We start from the raw sequence: 26,767 nt of genomic DNA, 5'->3' as shown, positions 1-26,767 counted from the left end.
ATTGCAAACAGACAACCCAATTTCTAAGCTGCCTGTGCGGCAGTGAACCTTAATATGATTTATGGAATTTCAGGGAGAACTTTCTAAGCTGCCTGTGCGGCAGTGAACGCCCTGTGTTTTATCGCTATGGTTCGAGCTAATTTCTAAGCTGCCTGTGCGGCAGTGAACATTGTGGGTAGGGCGTTTAATGACTCATTACATTTCTAAGCTGCCTGTGCGGCAGTGAACAATAGTCCAGCTTATCAACTGGACACGTATCTTTTCTAAGCTGCCTGTGCGGCAGTGAACTATCTCGTTTTCTGGTAGCCCTATATCCATCGTTTCTAAGCTGCCTGTGCGGCAGTGAACATAGAGCAGAAAAAACGGGGGCTGTCTTTGTGTTTCTAAGCTGCCTGTGCGGCAGTGAACCCTTGCATAGATGAATTCAACTATACTCGAGCTTTCTAAGCTGCCTGTGCGGCAGTGAACTTGATTCATGGTTTTTTACATCTTGCGATCTGTTTCTAAGCTGCCTGTGCGGCAGTGAACAATAGACTATCATCATAAAAATAAGTTACAACAAGTCGTTACCGCTAAAATACCATTTTAACCATATAAAATACGACCAATTGTAACTTACTGTTTTATAGTTACTTTTTAAAGAGCGAAAAATAAAGGGTTTTAGAGTAACTAATCACAGCTCATATCTATTCATCTTCATGAATTTATTTCAAGATTCAAGGCGCTATTACCTTAAGTTATAACTAAAACCTCGCCTAAATCGGTACTCAAATATCACCTTATAGGTACGGTTACTTTTAAAAGAAATACGCTTTCATCGAATGATATCAGGTTCAATTCATTTGGGGTATGTGAGTACCCACCTACTCTACCAGCGAAAACAACCGTTAACGTTGTACATTGTCTGACAATAAATGTGTTTTCTTCTAACAATAACGCTAATACACACATCTATTAAGAGAACAAAAAACAAACAACTCGACACACATAAATTAACCTATAATTTACAATCGAGATACGCAAACGCAAACCAACCAAGAAGGATATTGAAATGAATACGCTAAAAAAATTACTCATGGCAGCGGTTGTTGCCAGCACATGTGCTACCGCAAATAGCACGGAGTTATTAAATAATGCAATGCAAAGTTGGGAATTTCAACAGTATCAAGCGCAGCTAAAACAAGAGATCATTGATACTCATAATAGTTATCAAACATATATTAAAGAGTCAGGCCAAGTACATACTATGGCACCGGCTGCCCCGTTAAGTTCATTCGAAATTAGAGGTGCAATTTCAACACAATACCCTCAGTGGGAGTTTGTTACAGAATCGGCTTTTTCAACCAGTCAAAATCACGGCGGCAATGAGTTATACATCGTCACTAGGGAAGTAGGATACGCAAATCCAGCATCTCGCCTTGCAAAAATTAACGGTTCTAATTTATCAATCATTGATACACAACCTGTAACATCAGGAAATTTAGTTGTGGGTTATTTGGTTATTTGGAAATACCCCCATACTAACTTTACTTCAGGCAGCGCGACCGCAAGTGCTCGCTCAATCAATTTTCCGAATAACTTAGAAGATGACCGTTTATACATACGCTGATCAAGCACTTGTATGAAAACGGCCACCGCCACCATATTGATAACTTTCTAATGTATTTATCAATGATTTAGAAAACTGAACTTGAGAGGGTGTAGCACCATTTTGTACAGCCTCTTTTAATCGCTCTTTTTGCATCGCTATCACATCAATTTTATTATTTTCAGCCGCCTGTAAAGCTGATAACGACACCTCGCCACTGGCTTGATTCAAACCATTTTTAGTCGCACCATAGTTTAATGAAAGTGCAGCATGCTGACCTAGAGAAAGTGTTCCCTCGTCATATAGAGCTTTAGAGGCCGTGGATAAATCTTGCAAAGTCATATTAGAAAAATCAAATTTTTGCTGTTCAGTGGTGCTGCTCAGATTGTCGGTAGGCGGCGAGTTTTTGCCGACTTTTTCAGCTTGATTATTATTAACTTTTGAAACTTGATTTTGAGTATATTCATAAGCTTGGTTAGCTATTTTCATTTTACACATCCATTGTTAACAAGTTGTATAACTTGTAAGCAAAACACATGCCTACTTCACTATATGAAGTTATCTTCACTGACTTTCTCTCCAGGCGCTTAACCGAGGTGATGTGCATAGCAGTGAGTCGACCTCTTTAAATGCGTAATAAATACGTCGACTCAACCGCTTCATCGCCTTTCCCCCACCTTCGTCGCCCTGAACTGGTTTCAGGGTCCATAAAGTTGCCACTTAAGTGTAAACAATCCATCCATGGAGCTGGGTCACATCGGTCATCCATGACCTCACTTCTTCGTGCTGCGAAACTACGTTTCGGTCACTCATCACCTAAGCTGCCTGCGTGGCAGTGAACACAAGAACGGGGTGATTGAGACATACGCGCAATTTCTAAACTGCCTGTGACCGATCCCCCATCTTCGTCGCCCTTGCCCCACCTTCGTCGCCCTGAACTTGCTTCAGGGCCCATGTTGAAACATATTCGATATTGTGGATCCTGACCTGCGTCAGGAAGACGGGGGTGTGTATGACCTCACATCGAAGTGTTGCGCCACCTATGAAAAGAAAGTGCTTCGGTTACTCATCACCTCAGCTACCTGTGCGGCTGTGCGATAGTAAATATACCGAACCACCCAACTTCATCGCCCCTCCCCCACCTTCGTCGCCCTGAACTGGTTTCAGGGTCCATGCTGAAAAACATATTCGATATTGTGGATCCTGACCTGCGTCAGGAAGACGGGGGGTGTATGACCTCACATCGAAGTGTTGCGCCACCTATGAAACGAAAGTGCTTCGGTTACTCATCACCTCAGCTACCTGTGCGGCTGTGAACGGATAAACTCACCCACCTTCGTCGCCCTGAACTTGTTTCAGGGTCCATGAAATTGACACTTAAGCGTGAATAATCCGTCCATGGAGCTGGGCTACATCGGTCTTCCATGACCTCACATCGAAGCGCTGCGACAGTGAACGGATAAACTCACCCACCTTCGTCGCCCTGAACTTGTTTCAGGGTCCATGAAATTGACACTTAAGTGTAAACAATCCATCCATGGAGCTGGGTCACATCGGTCGTTGCCTGCATGGATGCAGGTACTTAGGTTTTGTCTGGAACAAAAAATCTGCCATGACCTCACATCGAAGTGCTGCGCCACCTATGAAAACGAAAGCGTTTCGGTCACTCATCACCTAAGCTGCCTGTGCGGCAGTGAACGATACTTTGCTAAGCGGCAGCTCATTGGTTTGTTTCTAAGCTGCCTGTGCGGCAGTGAACTTAAAGATGGGTTGCAGTATGTGAGTAGCGATTTTCTAAGCTGCCTGTGCGGCAGTGAACATATCAACGGTCAATGAATGTTTATTCTCAATATTTCTAAGCTGCCTGTGCGGCAGTGAACTTCCATACGACCTTCTAATCCGTTTCTGAGACTTTCTAAGCTGCCTGTGCGGCAGTGAACTGCAATGCCCCGAGAACTTTCAACTTTCGGAATTTCTAAGCTGCCTGTGCGGCAGTGAACTATTTCACCGACAGTCATTCCTAATTCAGAAGTTTCTAAGCTGCCTGTGCGGCAGTGAACTCTTGCAGCTGAGTCGGCGCTTAATTTGTTTGTTTCTAAGCTGCCTGTGCGGCAGTGAACGCCCAATACAAGTAGCATCCACCTCAGTCATTTTTCTAAGCTGCCTGTGCGGCAGTGAACTCGAAACGCCTGTGTGCCCGCTGCCTTGCCATTTTCTAAGCTGCCTGTGCGGCAGTGAACGCTCTGTTGTGATGAATACAGAGCTGAATCAATTTCTAAGCTGCCTGTGCGGCAGTGAACATACTTATCGATGCTGCTATCGAATATGATATTTTCTAAGCTGCCTGTGCGGCAGTGAACACTCAAGTGCTGGTAGGCAACTATCCAAATGATTTCTAAGCTGCCTGTGCGGCAGTGAACGCAAGTATGGTTAAGTCATCTTCGTTATACGTTTTCTAAGCTGCCTGTGCGGCAGTGAACTGAGTGCGATCAACCCAGAAGCGTCAACATTATTTCTAAGCTGCCTGTGCGGCAGTGAACCCTTTAGCTTTTGTTATTGGCTGTATCTTAGGTTTCTAAGCTGCCTGTGCGGCAGTGAACTCACGCGCGTAAAAGTGGCGAGTCATGGCAAATTTCTAAGCTGCCTGTGCGGCAGTGAACAAATGTAGGATTTTGTCATTACTTAACAGATATTTCTAAGCTGCCTGTGCGGCAGTGAACAATAGAATATCATCATAAAAATAAGTTACAACAAGTCGTTACGGCCAAAATACCATTTTAACCATATAAAAAACGCTCAACTGTAACTTACTGTTTTATAATTACTTTTTAAAGGGCGAAAAATAAAGGGTTTTTAAAGGGTATTATTACCCTTCAAACCAAGGCACTGCCGATTGCTCCTCTTCAGAACGGCGGCTTAAGCCATGACATGTAAATAAACCTATTTGATTAAGTGGTTGTGTGACAATTTCGCATTCAATAAACAACAAAAACTTTTTTCGATCTTCTGCACTGAGTAATTTATCAGATGAAAGACTACGTAAGTTGATATAAGGTAAAGTTGAACGCTCTTCAAGCTTTGCTATAGATACCATTAAACGTTCTTTAACTTTTACCAAATCAAAACCATTCTTGGCGGCAATTTTTGCTGCTCGCGAATCTATTTCTTTCATTAGTTTTGCCGGTGACTTAAAGTTCTTACGCTTAAAGTAGGCATACTCTATTACATCATTAGGTACTTCTTTTATAGCCTTGATATGGACATAATCATCTAAACGATTTAACCACTGTGCTATCTTTAGGCCATCTAATTTCTCATATGTTTGTGCGAACATTCTCAGCTTATTTCCTAATGGAAATACTTTACTACCTTTATCTGATGAGCCTAAATGGCGGTATTTTGGAAATGACAAAGCAATCTCAGAATCTTTATCACTGATTTTATGTTCAACCAACATGATATGTATTTGTTGATAAACCTTGTGCCACAAAAAACCAAGGTTAGTTTCAGCATCTGGCAATAAAGTAATATCGAGGTAATATTTCATAGCCCACCTATTTACTTGAGCGGCTAAATACACCACCACGAATTAAATTAGCTGTAACGTAAGCTTGCTCATCTAAGGTTAAGTTTTCATCACGTACCCATTTAACCATTAATGTGTACAAATCAATTTTACTTTTCCTGTATGCTTCACCGCGTTGGGTAACTGAGCCAAAAGGCTCAATAGCTATTGGCTGATTGCTTTTGCCATACCAGTTATCAATAGTACGTAGTGCATTACCAACTTTTACATTATGAATGGCTGCGCAATCATCTAGCTTAAACAATACTTTACGTTTTTCGTTCATATTCATTTCTTGTGATGGAAAAACATGCTGACCATTACCTAATTTGACGTAGGCATTTACTTTAATCAGAGCAAAGCTTTCATCATCGCCTGCTAACCCTTTTGCTATCGCTTCGGTTAATGTCGCTAATGCTTGATTATTAGCTTCTTTTTCAAAGTTTTTTAATGAAAAATCATAAGCATCAAATATAAGTGCTTGATCAAACTCTGCGATTTCCACATGAATTGATATTGCTTCGGCTCCTACACGGTTTCGCCATAAAAAGCGACCATTGGCAATATTGTAGGCATAACGAAAAGCCAGTGCATTCAAACCATCGCTGGATTTAAACTCATCAACTTTATTAAAAATGGATGATTCAAATTCAGGCGCATTACAAGCAAACGGCTTACCTAAATCACCCACCACTCGAAGTGAAAAGCTGACTTTTAATGTATCCGCATTTAAAGGTAAATTAGCATCATCACTATCTGATGAAGCAGGATTTGGCTTAGTTTTATCATCATCACTAATGCCATGCGCACTTTGGGTTGAACGGTTTTGCCTTTGTGATATTGCAATTTTCGGCCACTCAGCTGAGACCTCATTAAAGTTTCCTTGCCAAGTGCCTGAAAACATTAATGCATCCGATACTTCTAATTTACGTTCAAATGAAAGTAGGCTTGGTAGTTCTATTTTGGTTTCTATTGACATAATGGTTCCTAAAAATAATAGTGATAATTTAAAAATCTTCGAATTCGATAGGCGTGTCTGTCTCTAACCCTTGTTTGCACAAGTACCAGTGAGGGTTACCCTCGTCATAGCTGTATTGCCATAAGCTCTTTTCTAACACTTCTGGCGAATTGACTTTATGTATACCGCACCACAGCCCTATGCCATGTGTAGCTTCGACAAAACAAACATCAGTTTCACTGTCGCGCGTGTTAGCGACTTGATTATTTTCTTGCTTGGCTGAAATAGCCTTGTAGCCAGTCATAATTGGTACTAAGTACCCAGTATGTTTACGTTTTACGTAGTTCCAATCTGCGGGGGTTTTATTACTTGGCTCACAATAGTGTTGCCATTGCTGTAACAACTTTTTGTTATGTTTACCCACAGGTAAACCTGCAAAGTATTCGATTAATTGCTGTGGAATATGCTCTGAGCTAAAAACGTCTTGTTTAAGATGCTCTTGCCAAACTTCAAACAGCTGATTGACAATTTCGTTACTTGAGTCTTGATGCAATAAATCCAACAGGTGTTTACCAATCAAGTTCGATTTAGGCCGTGCGCGCTGCTTTAATCGAGAAAAATCTAACCAAGCATCAAGCAGTTCTGAGTCAGTATTTTGAGTTAATAACTCGCTATGGTACTCAGCTAAATACTCACTTTTATCGAATAATATAAAACCCGGTAGTAATAGGTGATTAAGCCTTATAACATCTTGCTCACTTTCAACAGTCTTTAATGAAATATCTTTTATACTTACGATCGAACCACCAGCAAGGCGCTGCCGGCAACAAATCGCTTTTAGCCAATTGGTAAAGCTAGTTTCTCTGTTTCCGACATTGCCATCATAGGCTATCAGTAAAGAAACGGTCAGGTTCATTTTACCTTCTTCAATAATAGGCGGCGCATCACCTAGTTTTGCCGCAGCGGTGCCATGCATATAAGGTGGGTTTTTACTTTGCAAAAACTCGATGTCTCTTGAAGCTTGATAAGTATGCACTTGGTGTTGATGAGCGATTATCGCGCAGCCACCTAATGAGATATCATCAAAACCAGTGTTGTTAGCAAGCTTTCTCGATAAGTTATGGGTAAAGCCCAAAAAGTGAGTGATCGCAGGAAACCCCCATGTAAAACCAGCAACGGCATTGGCGTTTTGCACTTGAATATGATTGAGTAATATATATTGCGTCATCGTAATGCCTCCTCCGCCATGTTTTGAGCTATCTGCGCTTGAGTAACTTGAACCTGTGATTCAAACTTTCTTAATTTTTGTTCAACAAAAGATTGCCAAAGTTTTCTATGAGCAGTTGTGGCAGTAAAGGTTTTGTCTTTGCCTACTAACCAGCGGTTTAACCACCTAGCGAAATCTCTGCGCACTACAGTTTGCCAATCGATGGTTTTTCGCTTTGCTTGAAAGGCTTGATCTTGTCTATAAGGATCTAAAAAACACTGGTATTCATCGGTTAACTCACTTTTTGCCGACCAACCAGCAGGTAAAGCATGAAGATAAGAAACGCGATCAAGTATTTCGTCAAAAACACTTTGCACCCACTTTTCTAACCATTGTTTACGTTTTGGATCTTTAATACTCAGTGATAAGTCATTAAATCTAATTATAAAGTCTCTGATAAATTCAATATTTACCTGACTTGCTCTAGAGGGGTATAAATCATCAAAATACGAGGTTTTAGTTAATGGTGCTTTTAACTGTGACTGCCACACAGGGGGCTGTGAAGAAAATAAATGAACTTTTCCTGCTCGTTTGCCATTTAGTACCGATACATTTTGAGGCTGACTAGCTACCGTAGCAATTTTCGCCGTATTCGATGTTCGTACATAAGTATGGTCACTATAAGTTTGCGCCTTGACTGCTTTGCCGTCTTTTTCCTGCTGCTTTTTTACATCTTTCGAAAAACACCTGTCATAAATAGCTTGGCAAGTGGCTGACGATGTGAGCAGAGTCAGTAAGTGATAACCGTCATCAACAGGAAAATAAACTTGTTTGGCTAAACTATCACTTTTAAGGGGAACATTGAAAATGGCATTAAAACCAGCCATCCACGACGCTAACTCTTGCTCATCATCGGCAAAAGACGATAATGGCTCACTATTACCTTGGTAAATTTCTTCACTTAGTAAGCCACTATTGTCGAGCATTAAAAACTTCACATTTTTTGAAAGTGCACCATTAGGGTAAGCGCCATCAATAACAGGCGACTGCAATGACGAGGTGGTAAGATAGCTATCATCTCGTACAGAAATACGATCAAATATTGATGATGCGCAACTGCTTGAATGAGTTAATTTGGCAATATGAGTGGCAGGAAATACACCATCACCTTGCATTAATACTTTACAAATCCAAATATTATAAAAGCAAGATTTTTCTTGTAATTTCGCTAATTGCTCTGCACTTCCTTTTATCCAAGTCTTACTAATAAAATCGGTATAACTTAACGATAATTTATCACACTCTTTGGCTGTAATTTTGATTTTCTCAACCGCCTTATAAGCCTTGTTAAACGCTTTTAAATCTTGCTCCACTGGCGCTTTGGCGGTGAGTAATTGTGATTTATAAAAATCAGCAAGCAGTAATTGCCGGTACTCCGCCAGCTTATTTTGTTCTCCCGTGCTATCTATATACTCTTTTATCAATGCAGACCATGGCCTGCTTTGTTCGTTTTCATTCATATTAACGGTCTCTTGTTTTTTTATTCGGTAATTGGTGTAAGCCTAAATTTTCGTGATAATGATATTGGTAGGTCTTCGCTGGATTAAATTGATACAGAACCACTCTAAGCTCAGCAAAACGCTTAGTGGCTTGCTCTAAATCTATTTGAAAATAGTCAGCTAACTGTTGATAAATTGGATATGGCTTTAAATCAAACCAAAATTGATTGCCATTGGTGATTGTCAGATTTTCAATCTTATCTATGTCTATAGCGTTTAGCTCTGGCGTAAACTCATTTGGGTAAGCGTCTTCATTTTTCCATTGCCAGCGGTGTTCACCAGCTTCATCAACAAATAAGTAATAAGCCTCATCTTTTTGTGATTGCCTAAATCGTTGTTGTTTTTGTATCTCGCCACACCAATGAGGTGAATAGTCCCACCAAGCCGATGCGGCTTTTTGGTTTTTATCTTGCTTATCCTTCAATTCAAACAACTGGTATTGCAGCGCTGCATATTCCAATTCAACTAAATTGAAAAATTTGCCACTTCTGTCTCTTTTATAAGGCGTTTTTAGTGAAATACTGTGAGTTGCATCGACTTTTTCATACTGGTCTCCACTCAGTACGCTATTAAGGTCATGACTAATAAGACTAATTTTTTCAGATTCATAACCTGGCTTTTCAAAGCAAATTTTCTCTTGTTTTAATGCTTTGATATTATGACTTAAGAGAAAAATATTAGGCTTAGATGGTAGCAGGCTTCGATGCCTCAAAATGCGACCAGCTAATTGTACAATCGAGCGCATCGAGCTTGGTTCAACTATTGCCCAGTCATAGTCATGATCTCGCCCTACTTCTGCTACCGGAGATGCAAGCACCACAAAAATATGATGTTTGTTTGGGTATTGCTTTAACTTATCAGTTAGCTCCTTTGGTGGCCATGACCTGTCTTTAGCATTGCGTTTAAGGCAAACATCAAGCTGTAGCTCTAAGTGAGAACGAATAGCAAGAGGATAAGCAGAATGATAAACACAATAATGGATACAGATATTGCTAGGGCTAGTAAGTTCTAATAATGCTTTGGCAACCGCTATCTGAGGGTTAATATTAGCCATGCGCACTAAACCAATAGAAAAGCTTATTCCATGATAATCATTAGCATGTTCATCATGTAACTTTAAAACACCTTGATGAATTGTTTTTGCGTAGCGTTGATAAATACAGTCTTGGTTCTCTTGCTTGATGACATCCAAAATATAGCCAAGACGATTAGGCTGTATTTCCTTAGCTAATAATTGAATGCGCTTTGATACAAACTTGCTATGCGCTTGCCTAAAGTTACTATCATCAGCTATTAGCTCACTTTTAACTTTAAACTCATCAAACCAAGCACAACTTATTTCACCATTAAAGTTATCAATATTAGCGTTAGCAAATTGCTGCCAACCTTTTTTATAGGCTCGAAACAATGCATTAGCTAATGCTTGTGGCATAGTCGCTGTAGAAAGCAGTACACGACTACCTAACATACCACTCCAATATACAAGCCGAGTTAATGCAGGTAAGTCTTTTAGGCCAAAATCATCAGGTTCATCAAGTATTAAATCAGAGGTTAATAACCTTAAGCTGGCTGGGATTTGTTGGCCACCTCTAATACCCTCACATGCCGGCATTAGATGATCTATAGTGCAGACAAGCAGCGGCGCATTAAGTAGCTTTTCTATCTTATCATTATGCTTTGTCCACCGTGATAAGCTATGATGTTGGCCCGCATATTTATAATCGATATGTAAGTCTTTATCTAATAAATCTTGTTCTGACTCACTACCTTTACCTTCAAGATCTGGTTGCTCCTTGATGGTGACCTTACTTTCGTCCTTTTCGTTCATTTCGAACAGTTGACTTACCGCCGAACCACCAACCAAGATTGCTAATTCTTCATCCGTTAGTTCTAGCTCTTTTCGATACTCTTTACCCGTTTGTAATGTTAACGATCTTAAACCTAAAGCAACATTAAAGCGCGTTCGGCCACTTCCTTGACCTACGGCAAACATTATTTTGGCATTGGCTAACGTTTTACCTTTGCCTGTTGATGCCATATTAATGCCGAAAAAACCATGTTTTTTAGTCTCTTTTCCTAAAGATTTAGCCAGTTTTCTGGCATCATCTTGCCAACCAAAGTTCTCTTTATACTCTTCATCAACTTTCGACGTTAATGCGTTACTCTGCTCTAATTGTGGTAAATCACTGTTTAGTTTTAATAAGCCATCTGCGATTTTTGCAGCATAATGGGCAACGCCAATCAAATGCTCATCAAGTTGTTGCTTAGTTACTTTTTCTCCCTGCTTGTTTTTTTCCGTATTGGCAATAACAGGATAATTTTCACTACGCCAATCCAGACGTATATCATCAACAGGTTTGGCAGAATAAGTATGATCAGCCAGCATTAAACAAAGCCGAGCTAGGTGGGTAGTAAAAGCATCATCATTTAGCCAATTTTTATCTTGATTGAAATTTAATTGCGCTTTAGCTGCTGATGCTACGAAACAGGCTTTAGAACACCAATGGAAACTATTAACAGGGCTACCATGTTCTGTTAAAGCCCAATTATCTTGCCACCTTTCTTGCTCATCATCATTGGCTGACTTAGGCGAGTTCCATAAAGCGGAAAAGTTCTTTTCTTGCCAGTAATCGGTTTCCGAAAATGGAGCGTTTTTTATAGAGATAGGTAACTTATGGTGAGAAAGGATCAACCAGCCAACTAATCGAGCAAAACCAGATAACTCCATTAAAGGGTTACTATGCTCTTTGTCTTTATCAATGCCGTCTCTAATAAAACTTTCAAAATCCCTTTTATTTGGTTGAACTAAGGCATTTATCCACTGAATATCTTTTTTCTCGCCGACAAACGCTTGAAACATTCTTAGTGAAACCCACTCGTGGCGAAATGGCTCATGAGAAAGCTTCGACTTTCCTTTTAGTTTGTTTTGAAACAGCACATTGGCTTTACCAAAATCATGAAATAAACCTGCTATTGCTGCTGCGTGTTTAATCTCAGTAAATGTTTTCCAATAATGAGAATCATAATAATCAGAGGTATCAGCATGAGTATAATTAACCGGCACCACACCTTCTAAATTAAATTTAGACCTGTTCCCCACCACCCACAGCAACTGGCTTCTCGAACGAGACCTTAGCCAATGACAGCTCACCGCAGTGCTGCGGCTGGCTGTTTTGCGCAGCATTTTTTTAACCGTTAAGAGACCGTCTTCTGTGATCAAGGTTTGCCATGTGTTGTCACCAATTCGGTTAGCGAATGCGTCGAGCACGCGTCGGGTCTTTTTTAACGCGTTTTTTTCACACTGTGATACAAACGTCACCATCATAATTGGTTGGCCTCAATGTGTTCTGTGGTGTATGTTTGTAGTGCAACTTGCTTAACGGTATCAAACATAAAATCTAACGATTTATGATCGGTAAATGCTTGCAATACTTGCTGGCGAAATTCTTGCTCTGTGGCGTTTTCTTTAGCACATACAAAAGCCCAAGGTAAAACGACAGCATCTTTAATTAAGTCAGCTACATCGAATACCAAAGCTCCCCTGCGGGTTTTTCCATGCATAACCGCAAAGCCATGCGGTATACCGAGCACCCACAAGCAACTTGCCGCTAGGCCATAAGCCAAGTAATTACCATGATTTAGAAAGTCATTGGCTTTACTGGTGCTGTTATTGCCAGGTTGATGTTGACGGGTAAACCCCTGTGCATGGGTATTATTCGCCGCGTATTTATAAAGCACTTTGGTTAACTGGGCTTCTGTAAGCAATAAATCAGATTGCTTTTTAGCGGCATCGGTTCTGGTATGAAACGTGTCGAGGGCGGTTTGTATTTGTGCGCTGTTAAAATCGAACCCCTCGCCTTTTAAATCTCGATCTTTTTGCCATACGGTTTGTAAATACGTAATGCGCGCTTGTTGAAACTGCTTTGCAGTCGCTAAGCGCTTATCATCATCAAACCAAAACTGCATCCAACCATGTAAGTATTCTGTGGGCCGATATTCACTTTGTGGCGTAAACCACTCAACTTCACAGGCCATATGTAAGGGTGTACCACCACCGCCACTAAACCCGACTAATACCCCTGCTTGAGCAAGCATGCGCATTGCCGCTTGGGTGATGGATGTGCCATTACCTAGCAGCACTACTGTGGTGTTAGCAATGGGAATATTAAAATACTGATTTTCATTCCCTTTACTTGAAAGTGATTCCGTTAAATACAGCACTCGGCCGTCTTTTTGCATTACTCGGCAATATTCGAGGTAATACATGTTGGCGCGCTTCGAATGCAAAATAGTTTTTAAATCTGACGGGCTAAAATCGTCCATTACTTTCCCTCTCCTTTGGGCTTTTCACTAATTTACAGGCACAACGCTGCACCCACAATGCTGCTCTTTTGACCAGTTAATTTTTTTATAGGTTCGTTAATTCCATAACAATCCTAGTGCTCTTAACTCGCTATAACAGGTGGGCTCCATCACAATTTGCTGTGCTTCAGGGTTTGGGTGTTGAACATCTAAACGTAAAATACTGATCAAATAATTAATAAGTGCCGCGTTGCTCGTAAGGCGTTTTTTATGATTTTGCATATCAAAGTCGTGCGCTACCACCTGTTGTGCGTAATCACTGAGCCGAGGGTCTGGCATAATGGTCAATATAACTTCGCGTTGCCAAGCATCATCGTCCTGTTTGTATTTTTGTGCCTTGCATTTAAATTCAGGGCACGCAGCTAAGATGCGAGACAGTGAAAAATCTCTAAACCCTTTTGCGTCTTCACAATAGGCTCTTAAGTGATAACGCAGGCCCGAATTTACCAGTGTGTGTGGGCGTATAATCCGCTCAGTTTCTCCGCCCTCTTTTATAGATTGATAGCGGATATCGAGCACACTTTGCCGACGGCAAGCATTTAAAATGGGCCGTATAATGGTGGGGTTAAGTTTGCGATGAGGTAAAGCCAGAGCGCTGATCGGTGAGGCACTGAGTTGGTGCACATACTGCTCACCAATCAAATGCACATATTCAGAAAAGTCTTGAGAAATATAATTCGGTGTAAAGGGGGTTGCCAATACATAGGCTTTTTCTGATTCATCATAACGCGCAGCAATATCGTGGCGTTCAATGAAGTCATTTAAATACCTTCTAGCACTCGGTCTTGAAAGTTTAAATTTATCTTGAAATACACCGGTTTGAATTTCCCCGTGCCAAAACAAAACCGCCTCAATATACCTAAAATACTGCTCTTCCTTAGCCTGCATAAATCACTTTGGTGAAATTATTGTTAAGTTAATGTATCAGAATAAAAGTAGAGGGACATTGATTTACGACAAAATACATTATTTTCTTAAACCTGCGACCGTTAAAGCATAAGTTGAAAATCAGCGACACATAATAAGATTTTTTCAGTAACATACAGTCCGAGTACTTCCTCGCTAACTCAAGGAAGTACTCAAATTTAAAGCAAGTTAAAAGCAACTGCACTACAGTGATTCAGGGATCGCATCATGTAGATGAGCATATATTTTTAATAGCGCTTTATCGTCTTGCAAATCGACATCTGCATTGTGTAACAACGCTAAATTGAATTGCACTCTGTCGCTAAACAACTTTAGTGTTTGCAATACGATTTTCAGCTCAGCCTCAGCTAACTTCACTTCTTGAGGTTTTGTGTCTTCCACGAAGTAAACCGCGTTCTTAAGTTTTTCAAACTTTGCCTTTAAATTGGCTTTATGTTTTTGCTGTCGTGTATCTAGCTTGCTTTGCCACAAAGTGCCTTGGTCATCTTGTAATTGTGCAATTGCGGTTTATCGAGCTGCCGTCATTTTTTATCAGCAACGAGCTTAGACAAAGTTGCCGGTGCAACATTCCACAACCCTGTCGCCCTTCCCCCACCTTCGTCGCCCTGAACTGGTTTCAGGGCCCATGTTGAAACATATTCGATATTGTAGATCCTGACCTGCGTCAGGAAGACGGGGTGTGTATGATCTTACATCAAAGTGCTGTGCCACCTATGAAACGAAAGCGTTTCGCCCCCTTATCACCTAAGCTGTCTGTGCGGCAGTGCGATAGTAAATATACCGAATCCCCCAACTTCGTCGCCCTGAACTGGTTTCAGGGCCCATGTTGAAACATATTCGATATTGTAGATCCTGACCTGCGTCAGGAAGACAGGATGTGTATCACCTCACATCGAAGTGCTGCGTCACCTATGAAACGAAAGCGTTTCGTCCCCTTATTGCCTATGCGGCAGTGCGATAGTAAATACCCACCTTCGTCGCCCTGAACTGGTTTCAGGGTCCATGTTGAAACATATTCGATATTGTGGATCCTGACCTGCGTCAGGAAGACGGGGTGTGTATGATCTTACATCAAAGTGCTGCACCTTCTATGAAACGAAAGCGTTTCGGCCCCTTATCACCTATGCGGCAGTGCGATAGTAAATACCCACCTTCGTCGCCCTGAACTGGTTTCAGGGTCCATAAAGTTGCCACTTAAGGTAAACAATCCATCCATGGAGCTGGGTCACATCGGTCATCCATGACCTCACTTCTTCGTGCTGCGAAAGCGTTTCGCCCCCTCATCACCTAAGCTGCCTGTGCGGCAGTGAACACCAAATTATAATCACGTTGACGGACCTGTCATTTCTAAGCTGCCTGTGCGGCAGTGAACTTACTAATGCACCTGACGGGTCGTTAAATTCATTTCTAAGCTGCCTGTGCGGCAGTGAACACACACCTTTTGCTTTACCAATCCTCAATGCTTTTCTAAGCTGCCTGTGCGGCAGTGAACGGCAATGTTCACCCGCTATTGGTTTCTCGTTATTTCTAAGCTGCCTGTGCGGCAGTGAACCTGTAGCGCTTGCTTTGTTGCAAGCGCCGATCTTTCTAAGCTGCCTGTGCGGCAGTGAACTAAAGTGTATGCGGTCATATGTCGGCCCCACTTTTCTAAGCTGCCTGTACGGCAGTGAACAGTTAACTTCAAAGTCTTCACCCAGCACCAATTTTCTAAGCTGCCTGTGCGGCAGTGAACGCTGGTAAAGCGCTTTAAGATCACTCGACAATTTTCTAAGCTGCCTGTGCGGCAGTGAACTAGTTAATTGTGGAGATGTATATTGACAAAATTTTCTAAGCTGCCTGTGCGGCAGTGAACGACAAAGTGAAATCCAGCCGTCTGCGGTTTACTTTCTAAGCTGCCTGTGCGGCAGTGAACGTAAGTCTTCAGACGATGAAAAACCGTCGTAATTTCTAAGCTGCCTGTGCGGCAGTGAACGAACCAGGCATGGTTAATGTGCCACGCCCGTTTTTCTAAGCTGCCTGTGCGGCAGTGAACTTGCTGGCGCACATAGTTAAAGGCCTCTAAGGTTTCTAAGCTGCCTGTGCGGCAGTGAACCTTATTGGCTCGTGCTAAAACACACCCTTATTTTTCTAAGCTGCCTGTGCGGCAGTGAACCGATATGGTGAATTAGTTGCATGGCTGATGTATTTCTAAGCTGCCTGTGCGGCAGTGAACTAGATCCCCCGTACATATATAGCACTCGTACTTTTCTAAGCTGCCTGTGCGGCAGTGAACCCACAATATCCCCAAGCCCATCGGCGGCCATCTTTCTAAGCTGCCTGTGCGGCAGTGAACCGGAATTATACCAATGGATACCTTTGTATAAATTTCTAAGCTGCCTGTGCGGCAGTGAACAATAGAATATCATCATAAAAATAAGTTACAACAAGTCGTTACGGCCAAAATACCATTTTAACCATATAAAAAACGACTAATTGTAACTTACTGTTTTATAGTTACTTTTTAAAGAGCGAAAAATAAAGGGTTTTTAAAGGGTATTTATCCCTCTAACGAACTGCAACTTACCCAAACACATCAAACTACCTTTGCTACAGTGCACAAACATAACCCACCTTCGTCGCCCTGAACTGGTTTCAGGGTCCATATTGAAACATATACGATATTGTGGATCCTGACCTACGTCAGGAAGACGGGGTGTATGACCTCACATCGAAGTGCTGCATCTTCTATGAAACGAAAGCGTTTCGCCCCCTTATCACCTAAGCTGCCTGTGCTGCCGTGCGATAGTAAATATACTGAACCACCCACCTTCGTCGCCCTGAACTGGTTTCAGGGCCCATGTTGAAACATATTCGATATTGTAGATCCTGAATCAAGTTCAGGAAGACAATAAAATTAATTCCTGTCAGCTGTTACTATTCACCCTCACTAGATCCCGAATCAAGTTCAGGAAGACAATAAAATTAATTCCTGTCAGCTGTTATTATTCACCCTCACTAGATCCTGAATCAAGTTCAGGAAAACAATAAAATTAATTCCTGTCAGCTGTTGCTATTCATTCTCACTAGATCCTGAATCAAGTTCAGGAAGACAATAAAATTAATCCCTGTCAGCTGTTGCTATTCATTCTCACTAGATCCTGAATCAAGTTCAGGAAGACAATAAAATTAACCCCTGTCAGCTGTTACTATTCACCCTCACTATTCGCCTTCGCTCGATCTTGAAGCGAGCTCAGAAAAACAATAAGGAGCATGTTACATATCATTGTGAGCCGCTGATTCACATGCCGATAACAGCTCTTCTTTTAAGTTTTCATCTGTTAATGTTTGCGCTAAAGCCACTGCACCAATCATAGTCGCCGCTTGAACAAGCGCTCCTTTTCGGTCATCCATATGGCTGTCTATATAATCGACAAAACCAGAAAATACCTTTTCATATGTTTTGCGAATCTCGGGGTCTCTATGACGAATATCAGAAATGAGTAAAGCAATGGGGCACAGTTGCGTTTTTTGCGCATCATTACTTTGGTATAAATAATTATGTTTGAGCGCCTTAAATGAATTTTGGCAACCAACTTCTAACTGTTGTTTTGCCACTAAACCTGCAACAGGAATCGCTTCATGATACAACTGCGATTTAGATTTAAAATGGCTATAAAAAGCACCTCGGGTCATATTGGCTTTTTCCATCACTTCATCAATGCCAACACCATCAAACCCCTGCTCGACAAATAATTTGGCGGCAGCTTCTAAAATACGCTGACGAGATTTCTGTTTATGATTTATATCCCAAGGCATGTTTTTCTCAAAAGTTTAAGAATATGTTCTTGAACATATTGCCATGCTTTTTATTATGAGGTCAACCATCAAGTCCATTAAAGGAAATACCATGAATACACTCACTATTATTGGCCCGGAGTTTTCGACTTTTGTTAAAAGCATTGAGTTAATTTGCAAATACAAAGGATTAGATTACCAACTTAGTCTTGAGCATGAAGGAAAAGCATTAGAAGTCAGTAGCGATTCCCTAACAAAGCTACACCCTTATAAAAAAGTGCCAATCTTAATCGATGAGGATTATATCTTGCCTGAATCTAACGCAATTGCACGTTACCTTGAGCATTTTGGCGGGCCCAGTATCTTTCATAGTAACCCTCAGGTTTATGGGCAAATAGATGCGTGGTCCAGTATGTTATCTATTTACGCTTTCCGTGCACTTATTAGTGACTACATTATTGAAATAAAATACCCCAGTGGTACAAATAACCAAATTGATATGACTAAATTAACCGCTGCACAACCTGCCGCTTTGCAAACTTTGCACAATATCAATAAACAATTGGCTAATAATCATTATTTAGTTGCCAATCAGTTCTCACTAGCGGATGCGATAGCGCTGCCTATGTTAGATTACCATATGCATTTACCTGCACATTTAAACTTACTGGCTGAGTTCCCTAACGTCATCGCATACTACAAGCACATTCATGCTATGCCATTTTGTAAAGGGGTTTTACATACCTTTTAGTCGATGGTAACTAGGGGCTGTTGATCTTTGCTGTTCTATTTTTGTTCTCTTTGAGCATGCTTTTATCGCGGCGCTTAATATGTGGCCTAGTAATCTAAGCGAATATTAAGCAACAAAGAGAAAGGGGTGCTCAAAAGAACCGGTAGGCAGCGCTTGATTGGCTTTTCTACGGTGTTATCAGCTGACTCACATGGAATAACCATGCTACGCAGCCTCTGCCTTGTATAAAAGCCAATCAAACTGCTGCAAAAACGAACCTGAAAGATCAACAGCCCCTAACCCCAGCTCTGGATAAGCGAATTGGTCCAATAACGCTATTTTTCTCACTCTCGGCGTTGCTTTCATTTGTAATAACCCGCTATTACTGCATAAAAGCGCCTGATATTGAACAAAATATCATCATTGGGTTGTACGTAAGTTTGTTTACAACAATATTTTCTATTCCAAAACCCTTACCCAAACCTAAGGTTAACTAATAAAATTGTAACGCCTAACTTCAGTCGTCCCATTTTACCACTGCACCCATTATGCATTTAGCGCAGTGGTAAAAAAATATCGGTCAACAAATCGCATTCATCCACTTCATGGATCAAGTTGATATATTGAAAAAAGCATGGGTGTTCAGCTGGCTGCTCATCTCTATCAATAAACCACTGCTGATAAAAGGCATTAATTGTATTGTCTAATGTCTCATGGCTGCCAATATGGCGCACTCTAGCACAGCGCATTTTGGGGATCTCCGCGTTTTTTACTGCAAACGCATTATTTGGCACCGGCTCAAGCACCGTGCCACATATTTTAAATCGAAATGCTTCAGACGCCATCGTGCTTGGGTCTCCATTTGGGATCCCAAATGTTTTGCTGCTGCGAATAGGCGATAACCCAGTCGTTTTTCTCCAATTCACAAATTGCCCAGCCGTTTCATATACCCGTTCAGCAGCACCTTTATGCTCAATAAAAGCAATCATCGTTTTCGGAAAAACGTCAACGGTAACATCAAGCTGTTCCACAGGCATACTCGTAATATTACACTCAAATACGCCATGCCAATGTGGCCATTGCGGTGTACACCTAAACCCCGAAGGGGTTTGATTGAATGTGCGTTTAAAGGCCCTTGTAAACGCTTCAGCACTATCAAAACCTGCTTTAATCGCGATATCGAGGATTTTCTTATCTGTTTCGAATGCCAACTCAAACGAGGCACGTTTTAATCTCGCCAACAGAATATATTTACTCACTGTAATATGCATGTTGGCAACAAACAAACGATGAAAATGATATTTCGACAACGCGGCTACATCACTTAAGTGCTCAATACTCATAGGTATATCTAAGTTTTGTGCAATATAATCACAAACACGCTGAATACTTCGGTGCGGTGCTACCCTATTCTTCACTTTGTACACTCAATAACTGATCCTAAACTGTGGGAAGTATCGCAAAACAACAGAAGTGATACTTGACCAAGGTTGCGCTTTCCTAAAAAACCATATTACCTGAATCAAAATACGCTTTTTACCGCAATTTTAAACCGCACAATTCGGCTTCCGCTTTATATCATTCATAAAAAATGGCCATTGAGCGCAACATCAATGGCCATTTATGAATTCGTAAAAATTAGTTCACCTTAGCCACCACATTTATTGAACTCTTCACTGGCTTTGGCATACACGGTACAAAAGTCATCGTTACCATTCGTTGCTGTAATTTTTACACCGTCAAAAATAGCATTGATCACTTTACTTTTAGTGATCGTTAGTCTTTTGTTTTTACATGATTTTACAGCCATAGCACCACACTCTGCAGCACTCGCCGCTTCTTTAAACTTAGAGCAACTTTGCTTACCTTTACACTTTTTATAACTTATTTTTTCCTTTCCAGGGCATGACGTTCTTGTGTACTGAATTTCACACGTCCCAGCGATCGCAACTTCCATAAAAAAATAAGCAAAAAACGCAATAAATAAACTCGCAATTTTAAATTTCATATAACGGTCCTCTCAATAAATAAGCCGAATTAAAGTAACTAATTGCTCAGCTACTAGGTTTTAAATCTGGTCAATAAAGTACGCTGGGTTTCAGCCATTTGGGCTAACTGTAGACTTGCTTGTTGGTTATCTTTGGCTTGCTCAGTGGTTGTATTGGTAATATCTCGTATACTATTTACACTCTCTAACTGGGTGTTTGCGGCGACTGTTTGCTGCTCTGAAGCCGCTGCAATTTGTTGGCTCATGTCACGGATAGTTTGAATACTTTGCACAATAGACTGCAACATATTCTTCACGCTATTGATCCCGTCGACGCATTCTCTTGAGGCTTGCTGAGAACTGGTCATACTCTCAACGGCCTGCTGTGCACCACTGATCAAGTTTTCAATGGCTGACTGAATCTCTTGTGTTGACTCTTGAGTACGGCTGGCCAATGACCTCACCTCATCAGCCACCACTGCAAACCCACGTCCTTGCTCTCCGGCTCTAGCCGCTTCTATTGCAGCATTGAGTGCCAATAAATTGGTCTGTTCTGCAATGCCTTTTATTTCAGCCAATACCGAACTAATACTGACCGTATCGTTATTTAGCTGCTGAATCACGTTTGCCGAGCCTTCTATGGTTTTACCCAACGCTGAAATACTCTCTACGTTCTTCAGTAACACGGTTTCCCCTTGTTCAGCTTCAGTACTGGCTTTTTCAACTTCTTCTAACGTGCTGTGCACACTTGCAGCAACAGAGGCGACTGTTTCTGTCATTTCGTTGATCGACGTACTCATTGCGTGCATTTGTGAACTTTGTTCATTGGCACTATTAAAGCTTTGATCAGCTATCACACTGGTTTGTTCTGCTGTACTGGCCAACAACTGCGAGTTATCCGATATTTCATTTAACGTATCACGCAAACTATTTACGAGTTGCTGCATGCTTTGCGCCATCTCCCCCAACTCATCTTCTTGCTCTTTTACAAACTGAACAGTCATGTCGCCCGTTGCTGCGGTTTTAATTTGTTGTATTGACATAGCTAACGGTACTTTGATTGAGCGAGTCACTACAAATGACACTGCAATAGACAACACAATGATCAACCCAGCCAACATTGTGATCACAAATTGATTATCAGACACTGTACTTTCAGCCTGTGATTGAATCGAGCCAGTATAAGTCATTATTTGTTTCTTGAGCTCAGCGATTAATTCTCTGGTTTCCTTAGCATGTTGTTTAATAACATCGAAATCTTTTTTAACTTTGCCAAGTTGTTTCAATACACTTACTTTTGAGCTAATAGCGCTATCGCTGCCCACTAATGCATTTTTAAAGCTCGTTAGGTTTTGATGCATTGATGCCAGTTCATCACTTCCTTGCAGCTCACTTGCCATTTGTATTTTATTAAATAACTCATCAATTTCGCTAACACTGCCTTGTAATTCAGACTGTACACCAAGCACCTCAAACACAATCTGTGAGCGTAGCACTGAGTTGGCACTATCTACCGTGCTTTCAATAAGTGATACAAAGGTCGCTAAGAGGTCAATGGTCGCCTCTTGCTCTGCCATTCCTTCTAAATCGTATGCAAAACTTAAGCTTTCATCGCCCATATCACCGAATTCTTGTGCCAACCCATTGGTTTTTTCAATTTGGGTCAAAATGGCCAAATAGTCAGTGATGCTGGTGATTGACGTGGTGTAAAGCGCTGCATTGGTTTTCTCTAATTTAGAGAGTATTTCTGCAAACTCAGGTAGGCTATCTAACTGTAATGCAAGTGCTTGTAAATTGGTTTGGTTTTCATCGTATCGTTTGTCGAAATCAGCTTTAATGGTATTTGCTACACTACGACGCTCTGTCGCAAATAGCTGTATTAAGCTCAGCTCGGTTGCCAAAACACTTTCTGACAGTGCAGCACCAGATATTAAAGTTGGGACACTTTTAGTCGATACTTTTTGTATTCCCTTACCAATATTGGATATGCCCATTATAGATACAGAAAACAAAATAACAGACAAAAGCAATACGATCGCGAAGCCACCAAATATTCGCCACGTAACAGTTAAATTCATATGATTTATCGTACAGATTGGTAATACTCAATGTATAGCAAAGATCCCAAAATTTGCGAATTTCAAAGGCAACGTCAGTTAACGTAACACGGCGACAATAATATGCAGTTGTGCAGTTTGTATCAGGCTTTAAACAAACACCAGCCAACCTGTTTACCGAAACAAAGCCAACTAACGTGCGCAGCGTTGGCTTTTGATTGGTATATGATTCATTGATGCAAACGATGAACTAAAATAAGGAGTTAAGGGACTGCCATAAAGCCAGGGAGAGATTCAACTTTCGACTGCCAATTAAGTATGCTTGGGAATTTTCCATTAATATCAGAGGCGCCTTCAGCCAATTTAATATAACTATACAATGCAATATCTGCAATAGTGGGCGTACTGCAAGCCAGCCAATCATGAGAGTGAAGTAAACGCTCTAAGCCCTGATATAACTGCGTTGTTACTACAACCGCTTGCTCATAATCGCCGGGTTTATTCAGTTGTTTAATGCCCCTTAGCATAGCGGGTCCCATCACTAACGGACCAGATGAAACCGCTAATAACCTGTGTATCATCGCTTGTTTCACAGGAGAAGATGGGTACCAAATTCCAGAGTTATCAAATACTTTAGCCAAATAAACTAAGATAGCGCTAGAATCACAAATAACGCGTTCTGCATGTTTCAAAACCGGTACTTGGCCAAATGCGTTTAACTTCAAAAATGCGTCTGATTGATGCTGCTTAGCCTTTAAGTCAACGATTTCAAATTCATATTCCAGCTGAAGTATTGATAAAAACAATGACACTTTATGAGTATGCCCAGATAGCGGATGTCCATATAACTTAATATCTTCCATAATAAGCCCTTAATAATTAATGGTGTACAACAATCAACCATTAAACAATAGATCCCATTAAAAACAAAGAGTAATAATATGAACTTTACTTAACAAAGACACTGTTATCTGATGTCATAGCAGCACAAAGACAAGAGGGATGTACGTTATGCTTATAATGAGGGCTTGACACATTCGGCTAATGGTTGCCACGTATAACGCCCCGAGTGTAAAGTGTCGCGCGTTCTAATACTCATATTTGGGTTGCGTAGCTTTAACACTTTTCGTTTTTCGAAATAACCGTTTTTGAGGGCATCTTTTGTGATTGGGTGATGACTAAATAGCTGATCGAAACTGCCGTCATTTATTGCCCTGTGCAGCCCATCAGTTAAGCGCTTGCGTAGCCTATGATTATTTTTATTCACAAAAAAATACATCGCAGAGGGGTAACACAAACCAAAGCGGCTATCGATCTGTAGCTTAGGGTGGCCAACCACTTCAGACCAAGGCTCATGCAGAGCTCTGGGAAACAAATCAAAGCGCTTTTGTTCTAACATTTTCAATAAATTCTGCGCCCCAGCGGTTTCAACAGTCAAACTATTAAATGCATAAATCTTTGAGTCAGGCCAATCATTACCACTGCCGAATCGATAATCCAACAATGCAGTTGCATATTGATGTTTCTTTAGCCTTGATTGTAAGTCTTTATGAATAATAAAAATACGCGCCCCCATCATGCCCTTTAGCAATGGGATATAAACGGTACCTAATTTTTGCTCTCGTTTAATCGAGGTCATGCTCCAATGCACATCAATTAAATCAGCTTTAGCAAGCAGATCTAATGTTCTCGCCTGTGGGGTATCTTCAAGGGGGTTTTCAATTAATTGATATGGTCCATATTCAGGCGTACTTTTTTCGAGTGCCAACCGTAATAAGTCAACATAATAGCTTTGCTTTGGATCAACAAATTTATGAGACACGTTGTATCTCACCGTATCAATGGCTTCACAATTCTCACTCAACAACATTAATATAAAAAAAAGCAACAATCCATGACACTTACTCACAACCATAAAACTCTATCATTCCTTTAAAAACTGCGTTCATTATAGCAGAGTATCTATATTTGAAACGTAAATACGCGTATCTATTTGTCAATGCTCACATCAAATACGTATATTCTAACTATGATGTTTCGCACATTTTTCATCTCAAACTATTACGTTATATTGAACATTAAGTCATCAAAAGCAGTTTTAATGGCTGTTTGAGCAAGTTTGACTGTGGTAGGCACGGCACTTGTGTATGGATGCACCGTATACACATCTGTTGCCATTAAGTGCTGGTCAGTGTAGACCGGTGCTAACTGGGTATATTGAGGTAGTAGTATATTCGGCACAATCCCGATGCCAAATCCAGCGCTAATAAGCGATATTGTTTGGTATATGTTGTCTGTAATATGTGTTGCCATAAACTGCAGCTTCTGTGATGACCCACCAGCTTTATAAAATGTATGATTTATCTGAGTACCTTGCCAATGATTCGCAATATAAGTCTCAGCACTTAAATCAGGAGTATGATGTTTAGCTTTGCATAACACATCATAAAATTGGCCAATAAGCCGTTGCTTATAGCGACTGTCTTGACTCCTACCCACACGAATCGCTAAATCAATATCATGATGCATCAGATCCAACTGTTCATCTTGGCAAATCAATGACAAACGTACTTTTGGATGCGCTAAAAATGTCTTGGTTAATGCAGGTACTACCAGGGAGTCCATTAACGCATGTGGGGCGGTAATCGTGAGTTTGCCAGCTGGCTCGATTTGTTGCGCCATCACTTCATCCCAAGCTTGTTCTGAAATTTGATGCATTTTCACACAGTGGGCATAAAATCGTTCACCGCTAGGCGTTAACGATTGCCGACGTGTAGTGCGCTTTAACAGTGTAGTTGCTAACTCACCTTCTAATTGTTTTAAGTGTTGACTCAATACCGATTTAGAGAGCCCTAGCTTCTCAGCAGCTTTAGTTATCGACCCAGCCTCCACAATGCGCATAAATAAATTCATATGGCGTAGTTTATTCATATTGTTTCACCAGATTAAACAGTATTTTCTATTAGTCTTGTTTTTCTTTACAAAGCATAGCGCTAAACTTGGTCGCAAGTAAACAATAGAGATAATAGAACATGGCACCACAAACCGTATTTGAAGCTTGTAAAACAGGTATTTTACAATGGCAAACCGCATTTAATAACCAAGATGCGGCTGGGTGTGCTGCCCAGTACCACCCTGAATGTACGATGGTTGCAAAACCATTTGGGACGTTTAAAGGCACTGAGCAAATACAAGCTTTATGGCAGCAAATTATTGATCAAGGTTTTCATAGTGTTGAATATAGCGATGTCATTTGGCAACCGGAAGGTACCGATGGTTATTTACTGACTTCACACTGGCAAATGAACAAAGCGTATGGAGTTGTACATAAAGAGCATTGGCAAGTTCAAAAAAACGGAAAAGCAGTTTTAATATACGATGAATTTGAGGTGCAAGGGGAACGGTAGAAAATATGAGCAGTTAACTTACACGCCTTCTTCCTAATCAGTGTTCCACCAAATCAGTCTTCCTGACGCAGGTCAGGATCCATTTACGTTTCGTGTATTCAAACATGGACCCTGAAATAAATTCAGGGAGACGAAATCTTACGCTCTAAAATGAAGCGAAGATGTTAGCCCTAAAATGAAGTCAGGGAGACAAAGGTGTTAGCCCTGAATTCAGATAGACGAAGACGTTAAGCCTTGAATGCATTCAGAAAGGTGAAGGTACTGAGCTCTAAAAAGAGTATAGAGAAGTGTAAGTTTTTAACGGATGCAACAGCCTTCTACTGATGCACCTGCCGTTAACTTATGCGCCGTCTTCCTATTCAGTCTTCCACCAAATCAGTCTTCCACCAAATCAGTCTTCCTGACGCAGGTCAGGATCCATTTACGTTTCGTGTATTCAAACATGGACCCTGAAATAAATTCAGGGAGACGAAATCTTAAGCTCTGAAATGAAGTCAGGGAGGCAAAGATGTTAGCCCTGAATTCAGATAGACGAAGACGTTAAGCCTTGAATGCATTCAGAAAGGTGAAGGTACTGAGTTCTAAAAAGAGTATAGAGGAGTGTAAATTTTTAACGGATGCAACAGCCTTCAACTGATACAACTGG

22 protein-coding genes and 3 CRISPR repeat arrays (1 of these 25 cut by a window edge) are annotated in these 26,767 nt (G+C 40.9%); of the genes, 3 read left to right on the top strand and 19 right to left on the bottom strand.

Translation table 11 applies throughout. From position 1 onward, the window contains the following. Positions 1-528: direct repeats of the CRISPR family, unit length 28 nt; unit sequence TTTCTAAGCTGCCTGTGCGGCAGTGAAC; it reaches 880 nt to the left of the window's first position. Between the two features lie 523 nt (positions 529-1,051). Further along, positions 1,052-1,609 carry a DUF4879 domain-containing protein gene (locus J8M01_RS06955; RefSeq protein ID WP_211057494.1) on the top strand — a complete coding sequence of 186 codons (558 nt, stop codon included), beginning with the start codon at positions 1,052-1,054 and terminating at the stop codon, positions 1,607-1,609. Here J8M01_RS06955 and J8M01_RS06950 read toward each other — a convergent pair whose 3' ends face one another. The 12 genes from J8M01_RS06950 to J8M01_RS06895 all read right to left on the bottom strand — a co-directional run bounded on the left by J8M01_RS06950 (position 1,610) and on the right by J8M01_RS06895 (position 17,961). Further along, complete coding sequence (locus tag J8M01_RS06950; protein WP_211057493.1) at positions 1,610-2,077, bottom strand: hypothetical protein; 468 nt, start codon at positions 2,075-2,077, stop codon at positions 1,610-1,612. It abuts the gene before it with no gap. Positions 2,078-2,213: 136 nt separating this feature from the next. Continuing rightward, complete coding sequence (locus J8M01_RS06945) at positions 2,214-2,357, bottom strand: hypothetical protein (RefSeq protein WP_211057492.1); 144 nt, start codon at positions 2,355-2,357, stop codon at positions 2,214-2,216. 36 nt (positions 2,358-2,393) lie between these two features. Beyond that, the gene (locus J8M01_RS06940; protein ID WP_211057491.1) at positions 2,394-2,543 is read right to left on the bottom strand and encodes a hypothetical protein; all 150 of its coding nucleotides are present in this window, start codon (positions 2,541-2,543) and stop codon (positions 2,394-2,396) included. Between the two features lie 716 nt (positions 2,544-3,259). Next, a CRISPR array of direct repeats spans positions 3,260-4,308; the repeat unit is 28 nt; unit sequence TTTCTAAGCTGCCTGTGCGGCAGTGAAC. Positions 4,309-4,454: 146 nt separating this feature from the next. Next, a complete protein-coding gene (gene cas6f, locus J8M01_RS06935) occupies positions 4,455-5,135 on the bottom strand; it encodes a type I-F CRISPR-associated endoribonuclease Cas6/Csy4 (RefSeq protein WP_211057490.1) in 681 nt (226 codons plus the stop codon). A 7-nt stretch (positions 5,136-5,142) separates the two neighbouring features. After that, on the bottom strand, positions 5,143-6,132 hold the full coding sequence (gene csy3 / locus J8M01_RS06930) for a type I-F CRISPR-associated protein Csy3 (protein WP_211057489.1): 990 nt from the start codon (positions 6,130-6,132) through the stop codon (positions 5,143-5,145). A gap of 28 nt (positions 6,133-6,160) precedes the next feature. Then, the gene (gene csy2 / locus J8M01_RS06925) at positions 6,161-7,339 is read right to left on the bottom strand and encodes a type I-F CRISPR-associated protein Csy2 (protein WP_211057488.1); all 1,179 of its coding nucleotides are present in this window, start codon (positions 7,337-7,339) and stop codon (positions 6,161-6,163) included. Continuing rightward, entirely contained in the window at positions 7,336-8,838 is a 1,503-nt protein-coding gene (gene csy1 / locus J8M01_RS06920) for a type I-F CRISPR-associated protein Csy1 (RefSeq protein ID WP_211057487.1), read from the bottom strand. Before csy1 ends, csy2 begins: the two co-directional genes overlap by 4 nt. Before the next feature lies 1 nt (position 8,839). Next, the gene (gene cas3f / locus J8M01_RS06915; protein WP_211057486.1) at positions 8,840-12,202 is read right to left on the bottom strand and encodes a type I-F CRISPR-associated helicase Cas3f; all 3,363 of its coding nucleotides are present in this window, start codon (positions 12,200-12,202) and stop codon (positions 8,840-8,842) included. Beyond that, entirely contained in the window at positions 12,199-13,200 is a 1,002-nt protein-coding gene (gene cas1f, locus J8M01_RS06910) for a type I-F CRISPR-associated endonuclease Cas1f (protein ID WP_211057485.1), read from the bottom strand. Before cas1f ends, cas3f begins: the two co-directional genes overlap by 4 nt. A gap of 96 nt (positions 13,201-13,296) precedes the next feature. After that, entirely contained in the window at positions 13,297-14,127 is an 831-nt protein-coding gene (locus tag J8M01_RS06905) for a WYL domain-containing protein (protein WP_211057484.1), read from the bottom strand. A gap of 222 nt (positions 14,128-14,349) precedes the next feature. Then, positions 14,350-14,637 (bottom strand): hypothetical protein, encoded by a 288-nt coding sequence (locus tag J8M01_RS06900; protein ID WP_211057483.1) that lies wholly within the window; start codon positions 14,635-14,637, stop codon positions 14,350-14,352. 813 nt (positions 14,638-15,450) lie between these two features. Then, a CRISPR array of direct repeats spans positions 15,451-16,558; the repeat unit is 28 nt; unit sequence TTTCTAAGCTGCCTGTGCGGCAGTGAAC. Positions 16,559-17,418: 860 nt separating this feature from the next. Then, positions 17,419-17,961 carry a TetR/AcrR family transcriptional regulator gene (locus tag J8M01_RS06895; RefSeq protein ID WP_211057482.1) on the bottom strand — a complete coding sequence of 181 codons (543 nt, stop codon included), beginning with the start codon at positions 17,959-17,961 and terminating at the stop codon, positions 17,419-17,421. A gap of 91 nt (positions 17,962-18,052) precedes the next feature. Between J8M01_RS06895 and J8M01_RS06890 the strand changes: the two genes are divergently transcribed. Beyond that, positions 18,053-18,691, top strand: a complete 639-nt coding sequence (locus J8M01_RS06890; RefSeq protein WP_211057481.1) for a glutathione S-transferase family protein — start codon at positions 18,053-18,055, stop codon at positions 18,689-18,691. 204 nt (positions 18,692-18,895) lie between these two features. On the opposite strand, the gene J8M01_RS06885 is transcribed toward J8M01_RS06890, so the two are convergent. The 7 genes from J8M01_RS06885 to J8M01_RS06855 all read right to left on the bottom strand — a co-directional run bounded on the left by J8M01_RS06885 (position 18,896) and on the right by J8M01_RS06855 (position 25,645). Next, entirely contained in the window at positions 18,896-19,036 is a 141-nt protein-coding gene (locus J8M01_RS06885) for a hypothetical protein (protein WP_211057480.1), read from the bottom strand. 188 nt (positions 19,037-19,224) lie between these two features. Continuing rightward, positions 19,225-20,088: a GyrI-like domain-containing protein gene (locus J8M01_RS06880; RefSeq protein WP_348772724.1), complete on the bottom strand. Its 864-nt coding sequence runs from the start codon at positions 20,086-20,088 to the stop codon at positions 19,225-19,227. 230 nt (positions 20,089-20,318) lie between these two features. Beyond that, on the bottom strand, positions 20,319-20,678 hold the full coding sequence (locus J8M01_RS06875; RefSeq protein WP_211057479.1) for a hypothetical protein: 360 nt from the start codon (positions 20,676-20,678) through the stop codon (positions 20,319-20,321). A gap of 53 nt (positions 20,679-20,731) precedes the next feature. Then, the gene (locus J8M01_RS06870; RefSeq protein WP_211057478.1) at positions 20,732-22,735 is read right to left on the bottom strand and encodes a methyl-accepting chemotaxis protein; all 2,004 of its coding nucleotides are present in this window, start codon (positions 22,733-22,735) and stop codon (positions 20,732-20,734) included. A 242-nt stretch (positions 22,736-22,977) separates the two neighbouring features. After that, positions 22,978-23,577 (bottom strand): glutathione S-transferase family protein, encoded by a 600-nt coding sequence (locus tag J8M01_RS06865; RefSeq protein WP_210998559.1) that lies wholly within the window; start codon positions 23,575-23,577, stop codon positions 22,978-22,980. Between the two features lie 152 nt (positions 23,578-23,729). After that, positions 23,730-24,536 carry a hypothetical protein gene (locus J8M01_RS06860; protein ID WP_348772723.1) on the bottom strand — a complete coding sequence of 269 codons (807 nt, stop codon included), beginning with the start codon at positions 24,534-24,536 and terminating at the stop codon, positions 23,730-23,732. A gap of 239 nt (positions 24,537-24,775) precedes the next feature. Then, positions 24,776-25,645: a LysR family transcriptional regulator gene (locus J8M01_RS06855; protein ID WP_211057477.1), complete on the bottom strand. Its 870-nt coding sequence runs from the start codon at positions 25,643-25,645 to the stop codon at positions 24,776-24,778. 101 nt (positions 25,646-25,746) lie between these two features. Between J8M01_RS06855 and J8M01_RS06850 the strand changes: the two genes are divergently transcribed. After that, positions 25,747-26,121, top strand: coding sequence for a nuclear transport factor 2 family protein (locus J8M01_RS06850; protein ID WP_192509408.1), 375 nt, complete (start codon positions 25,747-25,749; stop codon positions 26,119-26,121). Positions 26,122-26,767: the final 646 nt, after the last annotated feature.

The organism is Pseudoalteromonas sp. MMG005 (assembly GCF_018101015.1).
In the GTDB taxonomy this organism is placed as follows: Bacteria; Pseudomonadota; Gammaproteobacteria; order Enterobacterales; family Alteromonadaceae; genus Pseudoalteromonas; species Pseudoalteromonas aurantia.
Note: the sequence above shows the minus strand (reverse complement) of the source record. Positions and strands in the feature narration are given on the sequence as shown.